Below are 13,400 nucleotides of genomic sequence, written 5' to 3'. Positions count from 1 at the left end.
GATTTTATTTATATTATAAATAGGATTTGAATTGCTTTAATTTTCCTCGATTGGTTCTTTCTAGAACTTTTTTTCTGGTAAAAGTAAAGTTTAGATTGGGTTCAAGGTATAATGAAATGGCATCTTCTATTTTTTGAATTTGTTCTGCATTCAATTCTTTTTCAGAAACATATTCAATTTCAAAAGTATCTAATTTGGTTTGTTTGATGATAAATTCTTTTACATTTCCATCATCTTCAATAATGCTCTTAGTTACGTAATAGAAAGTCAATCCCGGCGATTTTTTTCCACTTGGTAAAATGGCAACGTCGTTTGTTCTTCCTATTAATTTTTTAAGAATTGGTTTTTGTGGCGTACTTTTTTCATCTAAAATTCCAATGTCGCCAATTTCATATCTGATAAAGGGATTTGCTTTATTGAACAAAGAAGTAATCACAATTCGGCCTTCTTCCCCGTAAGGGAGAACATTATTATTTTCATCTAAAATTTCTACAAAAAGTGTTTCGGCATTAACCTGCCATTCACCTTCTGGATTTTCAAAAGCAATTAAATCCAATTCTGAAGCGCCATATTCATTAATGATCGGAATACCGAATTGCTTTTGTAATAATTTTTTATCCGATTCAAAAAGCATCTCCGAAGTGACAAAACAAGCTTTTAAGGTCGGGCAGATTTCTTTTAGAATGATATTTTTTTGGTCTAAATATTTCGCAAATAAAACAATGGAACTCGTATAACCGTTGAGGTAATCGAATTTTTTGGTTTTGAATTTCTGTAGAAATTTTTCCAGAACTTCATCAGATAAATCGAAAACCGGAAACCGGAAACGGTGTGTCAAAAAATCTTTAAAACGCTCTTTTTGATAACCAACAAAATCCATCGGAATTCCATAAAAACGTGCTTGATACGAATGATTAAAATCAATTTCGAACCAGCCAAATCGCATAATATTCGAAGCCCAGGTTAAGGCATGCGAATATTTGTCTTTGGAAAAAACAAAAGGAGTTCCGCTAGATCCGGAAGTTTTGTTGAGGTAAACATTCTTTACAGTATATCCTGTTGAAAGTCTTTCTGCGAGTGGTTTCTGTAGATTTTGTTTGTTCAGAATAGGTAAATCTTCCCATTTTGGAGCTGTTTTAGTTCCGACTAATTCTTGGTAAAAAGAGTTGTTTTGCAAATGAAAATCAACAATTTCTTTCTTTTTATTTTCGAGAAACGAATTATATTCTTTTTCGGAAAAATGAACAATTTGATCCAATTCGGCTTTAGCTTTCTTTATCGGAAAACCATTTAGTTGAAGGGAAAGATCAAAAAGACGAATCATTTTTCAGGATAATTTTCGTCAAAAATAATGTTTAGGAATTACTAACAGGGCAGAACCAACAATTTTTTGAAGATTTAATTATTTTTTACGTGTAAAAGCAAGTATTTTTGCACCACAACTAAATACAACAACACCATGACAATTTTATTATTGGGATCAGGCGGAAGAGAGCATGCTTTTGCTTGGAAAATGACTCAGAGTCCACTTTGTGAAAAACTTTTTGTTGCACCAGGAAATGCAGGAACTGCGGCAATTGCTGAAAATGTTGCAATAGCTCCAACTGATTTTGAAGCCGTAAAAGCACTAGTGCTAAAAGAAAATATAAGTTTAGTAGTCGTAGGGCCAGAAGATCCATTGGTAAAAGGTATTTATGATTATTTTAAAAACGATGAAAGTTTAAAACATATTCCTGTTATTGGGCCATCAAAATTGGGTGCGCAACTAGAGGGAAGTAAAGAATTTGCAAAAGAATTCTTGATGAAGCACAACATTCCAACTGCTGCTTACGATAGTTTTACTGCCGAAACAGTTGAAGAAGGATGCAAGTTTCTAGAAACATTACAACCACCATACGTTCTAAAAGCAGACGGTTTAGCGGCTGGAAAAGGAGTTTTGATTATTCAGGATCTTGAAGAAGCTAAAACGGAATTAAGAAATATGCTGGTTCACTCAAAATTTGGAGCAGCAAGTTCAAAAGTTGTTATTGAAGAATTTTTAGACGGAATCGAATTAAGCTGTTTCGTTTTAACAGACGGGAAAAACTATAAAATTCTTCCAACAGCAAAAGATTACAAAAGAATTGGCGAAGGCGATACAGGTTTAAATACAGGCGGAATGGGAGCAGTTTCTCCAGTTCCTTATGTTGATGCTGTTTTGATGGAAAAAATCGAAACTCGCATCGTAAAACCAACAATCGAAGGTTTCCAGAAAGACGGAATCGAATATAAAGGATTTGTATTTATTGGTTTGATCAATGTAAAAAACGAACCAATTGTTATTGAATACAACGTGAGAATGGGAGATCCTGAAACTGAAGTTGTGGTTCCGAGATTAAAATCTGATTTGGTTGAATTATTCCTTTCGGTTGCGAATCAAAAATTAGACGAATTTACTTTAGAAATTGATCCAAGAAGTGCGACTACAATTATGGTCGTTTCTGGCGGATATCCCGAAGATTTTGAAAAAGGAAAAGTAATTACTGGTTTAGAAAACATTACAGATTCTATAGTTTTTCACGCGGGAACAAAATTTGATAACGAAAATGTCGTTAGTAATGGAGGGCGTGTATTAACTGTAACATCATACGGAGACGATTTTCAACAGGCCATAAAAAAATCTTACCAAAACATAGATAAACTAAGCTTTGATAAGATGTATTTTAGAAAAGATATCGGATTCGATCTAATATAAATTAATCCTCTAACCCTTTTCGGAGGGTTAGATATTTTTTATTTTAAAAAAGAGTGAGCCGTTGTATCTTGGTTTTCTGTTCCGGCATCATCAAAAATGCGTAATTGTTTGATCCAATAAACGATTGCACATGAACAGATGATCATGAAAATCCAGTTAATAGTGTTTGCACCAAACCATGTAATTAATTCCAAACGACGTAAAAAGTCAAGAGGAGCAAACAAAATGTTAACGAATAAGTATTGAATTCCTTCGAAAAAAGCTGTCATAATTTATAAAATTATATGTTATTATTGTTTTTAACGCATTGAATCAAAATTCAAAAAAGAATCTTTTTCAACTTGTTGGTTTTTCCTTTTAAACAAGTATTATATTTACAGTCACAAAAGTATAAAATATCCTTATGATAACAAGTGTTTTTAAAAAATCTACGCCATTAAATTATTCTTTGGTTGTAATTTTAATACTGGTTTTCTTTTTTCTGTTTCAAATTCAAGATCCTTCTTGGATTACTAATTATTTTTTGGCCTTTCAAAAAGTGAGTTTACTGTGTTTTATTTTGGCGTCTTTTTTCCTGATTAATTTTATTGCAAAAAAGAACGGACTCAGTAAAGACAACGGATATACGATTTTTTTCTACTTATTGCTCATCTTATTTTTCCCAACCATATTTAACGATTCGAATGTTATTTATGCCAATTTTTTTCTCTTACTGGCGCTTCGCCGATTGATTTCATTGCAGTCTTTAAAGTCCTCTAAAGAAAAAATATTTGATGCTTCTTTTTGGATTTTAGTAGCTTCTTTATTTCAATTTTGGTGTATTCTTTTTATAATTTTAGTTTTTATATCCATTATTTTTCACGTTTCGCGTGATTATAGAAACTGGGTTTTGCCATTTGTCGCATTTTTAGCAGTTGGATTAATCTTTTTATTGGTATCGCTTGTATTTCATTTTGATGCCATTGCTTTTTTTGAGAAAAGAGCCGTAATTGATTTAAGAATCGATTATTTTAAAAATAATTATGAAAACGGAGCGCTCTCAATATATGTGGCTGTTGCCTTATTTTTTGTGTTTTCAATGTTAACAACCTTATCAAACAGACCACAGATTGTACATACTTCATACAAAAAAATAGTAGCCTGTTTTTTTATAGCGGCTTTTGTTTTTATTCTTTCACCTAATAAAAGCAACGATTTGTTATTGCTTAGCATCACACCTTTAACTATAATGGCATCAAGTCATGTAGAATATATGCAGCAAAAATTAAATAACGAAATTGTGTTTTACGTGCTTATTTGCTGCAGTTTGTTTACTTTTTTCTCTCAATTATAATTTGCTTCCATAAGCAAGATCGCCGGCATCACCAAGTCCAGGAACAATATAGTTTTTTTCATTTAGTTTTTCGTCAAGAGCGGCAACCCATAAATGACAACTATCGGGAAGATTTTTTTCTAAAAAAGCAACACCTTCTGGAGCAGCAATAACGACTACGATATGAAATTCGGCAGGCGTGGCATTTTGCATTAATTTTTCATGAACAGCAACTATCGATTGTCCAGTTGCCAGCATTGGATCAAGAAGCAGTACAGTTTTATTGTTGAGGTTCGAAATGGCTTGATATTCAACTAAAATTTCAAACGCATCATCATTATTTGGATGAAATCTGCAGGCCGAAACAAAACTGTTTTCAGCATGATCAAAATAATTTAAAAAACCATTATGAAGTGGTAATCCAGCTCTTAAAATTGGACATAAAACAATATCGGAGGCAATTTCGGTTGTTTTTTTTATACCAAGCGGTGTTTGAATATGGACATTTTTGTATGGTAACGATTTGCTCAGTTCGTACGCCATAATTTCTCCAATTCGTTCAATATTTCTTCTAAAACGCATGCTGTCGTTCTGAACATTTACATTTCGTATTTGGCCTAAAAAATGATTCAGTACGCTGTTATTTTCAGATATATAATGAATTTTCATGTGTAATTTTTAAAATTATTGATCGTTTGTAAAGCAAAATGAAAAAACAATAGTTTTTTTCACACTATAAAAGTATAAAAAGTATCTTTGTGTCTCTAATAATTAAAGACATGTTTTCAAAATTAGCATATTCTGTTTTCGAACAAAGTATCAAAGATTATCATCAATTTGATAATGTTGATCAGCCAATTAATAATCCTTATCCAAAAGATAAGTTCGAGCATTTACTATATCTTAAAAACTGGATTGACACCGTTCAATGGCATTTTGAAGATATTATTCGTGACCCGCAGATTGACCCAGTTGCAGCTTTGACTTTGAAAAGAAGAATCGATGCTTCAAATCAGGAAAGAACTGATATGGTTGAATATATTGACAGTTACTTTTTGCAAAAATACAGTTCTGTGCAAGCAAAAGACGGAGCAAAAATCAATTCAGAAAGTCCGGCTTGGGCATTTGACAGATTGTCAATTTTGGCTTTGAAAATTTATCACATGAACGAAGAAGCGACTCGTGCAGAAGCAACTCAAGAGCATAGAGATAAATGTCAGGAAAAATTAAATATTCTTTTAGAACAAAGAACAGATTTATCTACAGCAATTGAAGAATTATTGACAGATATTGAAAGTGGCGAAAAATTCATGAAAGTGTACAAACAAATGAAAATGTACAACGACGATGATTTAAATCCGGTTTTATATCAAAATAAAAAATAATTTGGCCGACTTGTCTACCAAAATTAAACACATAGCCGTCATGAGACTATCCGCAATGGGAGATGTCGCCATGACGGTTCCTGTTTTACGTGCTTTTGTAAAACAATATCCAGAGATAAAGCTAACCGTTATTTCCCGTCCGTTTTTTAAAGCTTTTTTTGACGGAATTCCGAATCTTGAATTTTTTGCTTTTGATGAAAAAGAAAGACATAAAGGTTTTCTAGGACTTTTGCGATTGTTTAAAGATCTAAAACAGCTTGAAATCGATGCTTTTGCGGATCTTCATAATGTTTTAAGATCTAAAGTTGTGAGTTTGCTTTTTGCTTTAAGCGGAAAAAAAAGAGCAACTGTTGATAAAGGCCGAGAAGGAAAAAAAGAATTAACTCGTGCTGAAAACAAGATTTTCAAACAATTGCCAACCATGTTTGAAAGACATGCAAAAGTGTTTTCAGAAATTGGTTTTCCTGTAAATTTGAATAATCCTGAATTTCCTAAAAAAGCCGTTTTAAGCGCAGAAATTACTGATTTAGTTGGTGAGAATTATCAAAAATTAATTGGGATTGCACCTTTTGCTCAATATGATTCTAAGGTTTATCCGTTAGATTTAATGCAGGAAGTAATTGCGAAATTGGCCGAAAATAAAGATCAGACGATTTTGCTTTTTGGGGGCGGAAAAAAAGAAATTGAAATTTTAGATTCACTTTCTCAGCCTTTTAAAAATGTAATAAACGTAGCTGGAAAAATTAAATTTCAACAGGAATTAAAACTGATAAGCAACCTAGATGTTATGCTTTCAATGGATTCTGGAAACGCACACATTGCAGCAATGTTGGGAGTAAAAGTCGTTACGCTTTGGGGCGCAACGCACCCATATGCTGGATTCTTGCCATTTAATCAGAGTTTAGAAAATGCTTTAACTTCAGATAGAAATAAGTATCCAAAATTGCCAACATCTGTTTATGGAAATAAAATTGTTGAAGGTTATGAAGATGCGATGCGAACAATTTCTCCAAAGAAAATAGTTACTACTATTCAGTCATACCTATAATAGAAATTCTAATAAAAAAAAATCCAAATTCCAACTTTACAATTGGGACTTGGATTTTTTTATTTTGAGAACAATCTTTTCTCATAAATTAAGAAAAAGATAGCCCATTGCTTTCTTTTTGTTTCTATCAACTACAACTTCAACAAAACGATTTTCTTGTTCAGTAACAAGTAAAACGTGTTCAAAATTGTTAGTTGAATTTCTGTAAACTTTATGAATTAATTCTGATTCTTTAATTTTATTCGATAAAATCTTGGCCGCTTTTAATTCACTTATATAAGGCCAAATATTAAAAAAGTTATCATTAGCGACTGATATTTCTTTCATTTCTTCAAGCATTGAAGGATATTTTTCTTTTGAAAGAAGTTTAGGAACTTTTCTGTTTCTTCTTTTTTTAGCTACAAAGTAGATCACAATAAAAGAGGTTACTACAAAAAGCAAAATAAAAGTTAATCGGAGGTAGTGATGCATTGCCATGATATTGAATTTTTTAAAATGCGTTGACAATTAAATTTAGCGCTAGAAAATCGATCTTTAAGATAATGAAGGATTTTTTAATCTAAGCAAAGTACTAATATACTAAATTTTAGGCGTATTTTTTAAAAAATGTTTAAATATTAGGATGCTTTTTTATACATTTTATAAAGCTGTTTTTGAATCGAAAATTATACTTTCAAAAAATTAAACCCGAATAAAAGAAAGAATCTCACAAAAAAAAATCCAAATTCCAATCGTAAAATTGGAATTTGGATTTTTATATTTTAGGATTTAGCAGACTATACGTCGTCGTAATCTACATAAATAGTATCTGAAGTTGGGTGCGCCTGACAAGTCAAAATTAAACCCTCTGCAATTTCGCTATCAGTTAAAATTGAATTTTTTGTCATTTCAGCAGAACCAGCTGTAACACGTCCTAAACAACTGCTGCAAATACCGCCTTGGCAAGAGTAAGGAGCGTCAACACCTTGTTTTAGAGCAGCATCAAGAATGGTTTGCTTTTTAGACATTTCGAAAGTAACTTCTTCATCGTCAACTAAGACCGTAATTTTTGTATGACCTTCTTGAGAACCCTGAATAACATGTTCTTCAGAAGAAGACGTAAAAAGCTCAAATTTAATTGCCGATTCTTTTACATTTTTCTCTTTTAAAATACCCGAAACGGTGTTGATCATTTCTTCTGGACCACATAAGAAAAACTTATCAAACTGCAGTTCTTTATGTTTATTGTTCAGTACAAAGTTCACCGCCGATTTATCAATTCTTCCAAACAAAGCATTTTCAGCTTTTGCCTGACTAAACACATAATGTATGAAAAAACGCCCTACATACTGTAATTGTAAATCGTGTAATTCTTGGTGAAAAATAGTTCCTTCAGGAGTTTTATTTCCGTAAACCAATACAAATGAACTTTTTGGCTCACTTTTCAAAACCGATTTAATTATCGAAAGAACCGGTGTAATGCCGCTTCCTGCAACAAATGCCGCATAATTTTTTTGTCTGTCTGCTTCGGGTTCAAAAGTAAATTTTCCTTCCGGATGGCCCACTTCAAGAACATCTCCAGCTTTTAGCTTTGTGTTGGCAAACTGAGAAAAAAGACCATTTTTCACCGCTTTAACTGCAATTCGCAATTCACCGCTTTCTGGTGCAGAGCAAATAGAGTACGCACGTCTTATTTCTTGATTATCAAGTGTTAATTTTAGATTTATGTATTGCCCGGCTATAAATTTATAGTCAGGTTTTAGTTCTTCGGGAACATTAAAAAGCACAGAAACAGCATCGGCAGTTTCACGTTTTACCTCTTTAATTATAAGTTTTAAAAATGAAGGCATGATTAATTTTTTTTGCAAAAGTAGCAAACACTAAGTAATTGACACTTACTAAAATATTTTTTTTAACTTTTTTTGTAACGTTTTCCTACATTTGGTCTCTTACTGAAAAACCAAAACAAATAATCATGATTAAAAAGTTTATTTTTCTCGAATGGAAAGCCTTTATAAGATCGGCATCGTTTAGTAAAAATCTTGCGATGAAAATCTTACTAGGATTCTTAATGATTTATTTTTCATTAATTTTTATAGCAATGGGTGTAGGCGCTTTCTACATTCTTAAAAAAATGAATCTTGAACCTTTGCAGACAGTAAATAGGTTTTTGATTTATTATTTCATATTTGATTTAATAGCTCGTTTGATGTTGCAGTCAATTCCGGTTTTAAATATCAAACCATTGCTGGTATTGCCTTTTAAAAAGCCAACGATTGTTCATTTTTCATTAGGAAAAACTGTTTTATCATTTTTTAATTGGCTTCATGCCTTGTTTTTTATTCCTTTTTCAGTTGTCTTAATTATTGAAGGTTATGATGTTGTCAGTATTCTTTTCTGGAATCTTGCGATTATTTCTTTTATATACATAAACAATTTTTTAAATATTATTTTAAACAATATTGATAAATTATTTGCGGTTTTTCTGGTAGTGGCTACTGCGCTTGGAACGGCACAATATTATAAATTATTTGATATCACAGTTTTTACAGCGCCATTTTTTCAGGGACTTTATGAAATTACGGGATTGTCATTAATTCCTATTTTTGTATTGGCAGGTTTATATCTTTTCACGTTTAGATTTTTTAAAAACAATTTATATCTCGACGCGGGACTTTCTGTAAAAGAGGATATTGCTACAACAGAAAATCTTTCTTGGCTGAATCAATTTGGAACTGTTGGAACATTTCTTAAAAACGACATTAAACTTATTAAAAGAAATAAAAGATCAAAAACTACGATTTTTATGAGCTTTCTTTTCTTGTTTTATGGATTATTATTTTATTCAGGGGGAATTGAAAGTTATGATAAACCCGTAATGCATCTTTTAGCAGGTATTTTTGTTTCGGGCGGATTTTTATTTGTATTTGGCCAGTTTGTGCCAAGTTGGGACAGCTCCTATTATCAATTGATGATGACACAGAATATCCCATATCGAGGATATATCATGGCCAAATGGTGGTTGATTGTTATTGCTACGGTTGTGTCGACAATATTGGCTTCATTTTATCTTTATTTTGGCTGGCAGATTTATTTAACAATTGTTGTTGCAGCTATTTATAACATTGGAGTAAACTCACATTTGGTTCTTTTAGGCGGTGCGTTTACTAAAACACCAATTGATTTAAGTAGTGCTGGAGGTGCCTTTGGAGATAAAAAAGCTTTTAATGTGAGCGCAATGTTATTAACACTTCCAAAAATGCTGTTGCCTTTACTGCTTTATGGAGTGGGACTTTACTTTAACAATAAAGTGCTCGGATTATCATTAGTTGCCGGAACAGGAGTTTTGGGACTCATTTTTAAAGACAAGGTTTTCTCTTTAATCGAAAAAAGATACAAAATTGAAAAATATAGTACAATAAGTGCTTATAAACAAAAGAGTTAAATTAAGTAGAGGATGTGCCAATTAGATAATGAAATAATTATTTTTTTATTGAAAAAGAATCAAATTAACGATTAAACAAATCAACAATTAAACGTATAAAAAATGATACAAGTAAATCAGCTTTCAAAAAAATATAACAACACAACAGTTTTAAACATTAATAATCTTGAAATTCCAAAGGGTCAGAGTTTTGGACTTGTCGGGAATAACGGCGCTGGAAAAACAACTTTTTTCAGTTTGCTATTAGATCTTATTCAGCCTTCTACGGGATATATAAAAAGCAATGATATTCAAGTGAATACCAGTGAAAATTGGAAATCTTTTACAGGTTCTTTTTTAGATGAAAGTTTCCTTATTGGTTATTTGACTCCTGAAGAATATTTTTACTTTATTGGTGATTTACGTCATCAGAATAAAGCCGATATTGATGCTCTTTTAAGCAAACATAAGGAGTTTTTTAACGGTGAAATTTTGAACAACAAAAAATATCTTCGCGATTTATCAAAAGGAAATCAGAAAAAAGTGGGAATTATTGCGACACTAATTGGTAACCCAGAAGTGGTAATTTTAGACGAACCTTTTGCAAATTTAGATCCAACAACCGTAAGCCGTTTGAAGCAAATTATTAAAGAATTAGCCGACGACCCAAATGTTACTATTTTGGTCTCAAGCCATGATTTACAACACACTGTAGAAGTTTGTAACCGAATCGTTGCGCTTAATAAAGGTGAAATAGTAAAAGATATTCAAACCTCAAAAGAAACCTTACAGGAGCTGGAATCGTTTTTTGCAGTTTAAGTTTCGATATTTCAAAAAGAAGCGTATTTTTACAAGTCATTATACTAAATGTCCTTTTTATAAGTTTATGCTTTAAAAATTAGTTCTATTGAAAAAGAATACTCTTAAATACTGTTTTTTTCTTAGTTTTTTATTCTTTTTGATAGCTTGTTCTACCAAGAAGAATACGTTTGTGAACCGAAATTCTCATGCATTAAGTACAAAATATAATATTTTGTATAATGGAGGAATTGGACTTGAAAAAGGACTAAAATCAATTCAGACCAATAATCAGGATAATTTTTGGAAAATTCTTCCAATTGAAAAAATGCAGTTTGACGAAAATTTTTCAGAAGGAGAAAAAGCAAAAAATCCCGATTTTGAATTAGCAGAAACAAAAGCAACAAAAGCCATTCAAAAACACTCCATGAATATTGGAGGAAGAGAAAGAAATTATCAGATCGACGAAGCATATTTGATGCTGGGAAAAGCCAGATATTATGATCAGCGCTTTATTCCGGCAATTGAAGCTTTCAATTATATTCTTTACAAATACCCAAACAGCAGTAATATTTACACGGCAAAAATTTGGCGTGAAAAAACAAATATGCGTTTAGGAAATGATGCGATTGTAATTAAAAATATCAATCAGCTGTTAAAGAAAACAGATTTAGACAAACAGACTTTTTCGGATGCAAATGCATTATTGGCCGAAGCTTTTTTAAATACAGAACAAAAAGACAGTGCCGTAACTAAATTGAAAATTGCCGAAAAATTCACTAAAATCAATGAAGACAGAGCCAGATATCGTTTTATTTTAGGACAATTATATCAAGAAGCCGGAAAAAGAGATAGTGCCGTTTACTTTTATAATGGCGTAATCGACATGAACCGAAAAGCCGATCGTAAATACATGATGCATGCTTATGCGAAAAAAGCGCAGATGTTTGATTATGAAAAAGACGATCAAAATATGTTTATTGATACCTATAATAAATTAGTTGAGGACCGTGAAAACAGACCTTACTATGATATTTTGTTTTATGAAATGGGTGTATTTTTTGATAAGAATAATGAGCAGAAAGATGCTTTAGAATTTTACAATAGTTCATTATCAAGAAAATCTAAAGATCCTTATCTTGTTGCGGCAACGTACAGAAACATTGGAAATATGTATTTTAGAAATACAGATTATACAATGGCTGCAAAATATTATGACAGTACTTTAGTTAAGCTAAATCCAAAAACGCGAGAATTTGCTTTTATTGAAAAAAACAGAAAAAATTTAGATAACGTAATTAAATACGAAGGAATTGCAAAACGCAACGACAGTATTATTAAAGTCTATAATTTACCAGCAGAAGAACGAAAAACATACTTCGAAATCTATATTGCCGAACTTAAAAAGAATGACGACGCAAAACGTTTAGCAGAAGAAAAAGCAAAAGAAAAACTTGCAAATGTAGAGCGCAACACAAATACGGGCAATGTTTCAACATCTGTAAATCCTCAGGCGCCTGGAAAAACAGATCTAATGGCCGGAGCTTTTAATCCGCCGGGAGCAAATGATGTTGCAAGCACTTTTTATTTTTATAACCCAACGACAGTTGCTTACGGAAAACTGCAATTCAGAAAAATGTGGGGAAATCGTGCTATAGGAGGAAACTGGAGATTATCTTCATCAAAAACAATTGTCAATACAAGATTAAGCGATTCCTTAAACATCAATCAGGATTCTATAAATGCATTGCAGCAAGCTGTACCAGAAAAATATACAACGGCATTTTATGAAAATAAGATCCCTACAAATCCAGCAATTATGGACAGTATTGGCAAAGAACGAAACTTTGCTTATTATCAATTAGGACTTATTTATAAAGAAAAGTTTAAAGAATACAAATTAGCCAGTGATAAACTAGAACAATTATTACAGAATAATCCTGAAGAAAAATTAGTTTTGCCTTCGATGTATAATTTGTATAAAATTTATCAGATTACAGATCCGGCAAAGGCCGAAAAAATAAAATCTGAAATAACGACCAAATATTCTGGTTCACGATATGCTCAGATTTTAAACAATGCCAATTCTGATGATTTAGCATCTGCAGACAAGGAATATAAAAAGTGGTATAAACTTTATGAGGATGAACATTTTGATGAAGTTTTAAACAACATTGACAATTTGATCAATCAGTATGCAGGTGAAGATATTGTTTCGAAATTTGAATTGCTTAAAGCAAGTACTTTAGGAAAAGTAGAAGGTTTGGCGGCATATAAAAAAGGTTTGGAAACGGTTGCTGATAATTACCCAAATAGTGAAGAAGGAAAAGAGGCACGCGAGATTTTGGAAAAACAGATTCCAACTTTAGAAAAACTTGATTTTACAGCAGTTGACGGCAAAAACTGGAAAATTTTATATCCGGTTTCGAATAATGATCTTAAAACGGTTAAAAAAATTGAGGAAGCAATTAGGGTATATATGTTGGTTGAAAATTTCGAACGATTAACAACTTCATTTGACAAATACAATAAAACACAAAGTTTTGTAGTTATTCATGGTTTAAAATCAGAGGCATATGCCAAAGATGTTTCAGGAGTTTTGAGAGAGGATAAAAAATATAAAATCTCTGATATGCCAATAATTATTTCAAGTGATAATTATAAGGTAGTTCAAATCAAAAAAAATCTTGAAGTATACTTAGCCCCAAAAACCCCATAAA

Annotated in this window: 12 protein-coding genes; 7 read left to right on the top strand and 5 right to left on the bottom strand. The window is 31.7% G+C overall.

Features of this window, described 5'->3' with window-relative positions; translation table 11 throughout:
- Positions 1–13: 13 nt before the first annotated feature.
- Complete coding sequence (locus tag EV145_RS02780; RefSeq protein ID WP_133523695.1) at positions 14–1,324, bottom strand: phenylacetate--CoA ligase family protein; 1,311 nt, start codon at positions 1,322–1,324, stop codon at positions 14–16.
- A 135-nt stretch (positions 1,325–1,459) separates the two neighbouring features.
- On the opposite strand from EV145_RS02780, the gene purD reads away from it, so the two are divergent.
- Positions 1,460–2,734, top strand: coding sequence for a phosphoribosylamine--glycine ligase (purD, locus tag EV145_RS02775; RefSeq protein WP_133523694.1), 1,275 nt, complete (start codon positions 1,460–1,462; stop codon positions 2,732–2,734).
- Between the two features lie 38 nt (positions 2,735–2,772).
- Here the strand turns inward: purD and EV145_RS02770 are convergent, their stop codons facing one another.
- Entirely contained in the window at positions 2,773–3,003 is a 231-nt protein-coding gene (locus EV145_RS02770) for a DUF6341 family protein (protein WP_031453858.1), read from the bottom strand.
- 134 nt (positions 3,004–3,137) lie between these two features.
- Between EV145_RS02770 and EV145_RS02765 the strand changes: the two genes are divergently transcribed.
- Positions 3,138–4,067, top strand: a complete 930-nt coding sequence (locus EV145_RS02765; protein ID WP_133523693.1) for a DUF6427 family protein — start codon at positions 3,138–3,140, stop codon at positions 4,065–4,067.
- Here EV145_RS02765 and upp read toward each other — a convergent pair.
- The gene (upp, locus tag EV145_RS02760) at positions 4,062–4,715 is read right to left on the bottom strand and encodes a uracil phosphoribosyltransferase (RefSeq protein ID WP_133523692.1); all 654 of its coding nucleotides are present in this window, start codon (positions 4,713–4,715) and stop codon (positions 4,062–4,064) included. The two genes, EV145_RS02765 and upp, sit on opposite strands and share 6 nt — an antisense overlap.
- Positions 4,716–4,825: 110 nt before the next feature.
- Here upp and EV145_RS02755 point away from each other — a divergent pair, with 110 nt between their 5' ends.
- Both EV145_RS02755 and EV145_RS02750 read left to right on the top strand, forming a co-directional pair.
- On the top strand, positions 4,826–5,431 hold the full coding sequence (locus EV145_RS02755; protein ID WP_133523691.1) for a DUF4254 domain-containing protein: 606 nt from the start codon (positions 4,826–4,828) through the stop codon (positions 5,429–5,431).
- Positions 5,432–5,471: 40 nt separating this feature from the next.
- Complete coding sequence (locus EV145_RS02750) at positions 5,472–6,479, top strand: glycosyltransferase family 9 protein (RefSeq protein ID WP_133523690.1); 1,008 nt, start codon at positions 5,472–5,474, stop codon at positions 6,477–6,479.
- Positions 6,480–6,560: 81 nt separating this feature from the next.
- Here the strand turns inward: EV145_RS02750 and EV145_RS02745 are convergent, their stop codons facing one another.
- Both EV145_RS02745 and EV145_RS02740 read right to left on the bottom strand, forming a co-directional pair.
- Entirely contained in the window at positions 6,561–6,956 is a 396-nt protein-coding gene (locus EV145_RS02745) for a hypothetical protein (RefSeq protein WP_133523689.1), read from the bottom strand.
- Positions 6,957–7,255: 299 nt separating this feature from the next.
- Positions 7,256–8,308, bottom strand: a complete 1,053-nt coding sequence (locus EV145_RS02740) for a ferredoxin--NADP reductase (RefSeq protein ID WP_133523688.1) — start codon at positions 8,306–8,308, stop codon at positions 7,256–7,258.
- Positions 8,309–8,433: 125 nt separating this feature from the next.
- On the opposite strand from EV145_RS02740, the gene EV145_RS02735 reads away from it, so the two are divergent.
- The 3 genes from EV145_RS02735 to EV145_RS02725 all read left to right on the top strand — a co-directional run bounded on the left by EV145_RS02735 (position 8,434) and on the right by EV145_RS02725 (position 13,399).
- Positions 8,434–9,903 (top strand): DUF5687 family protein, encoded by a 1,470-nt coding sequence (locus tag EV145_RS02735; protein ID WP_133523687.1) that lies wholly within the window; start codon positions 8,434–8,436, stop codon positions 9,901–9,903.
- 102 nt (positions 9,904–10,005) lie between these two features.
- Positions 10,006–10,701, top strand: a complete 696-nt coding sequence (locus EV145_RS02730) for an ABC transporter ATP-binding protein (protein ID WP_133523686.1) — start codon at positions 10,006–10,008, stop codon at positions 10,699–10,701.
- Positions 10,702–10,789: 88 nt separating this feature from the next.
- Complete coding sequence (locus EV145_RS02725; protein ID WP_133523685.1) at positions 10,790–13,399, top strand: tetratricopeptide repeat protein; 2,610 nt, start codon at positions 10,790–10,792, stop codon at positions 13,397–13,399.
- Position 13,400 lies beyond the last annotated feature (1 nt).

Origin of the sequence: Flavobacterium sp. 245 (assembly GCF_004362055.1) — a bacterium.
GTDB lineage: Bacteria > Bacteroidota > Bacteroidia > Flavobacteriales > Flavobacteriaceae > Flavobacterium.
This window is presented reverse-complemented; position numbering and strand designations above follow the sequence as displayed.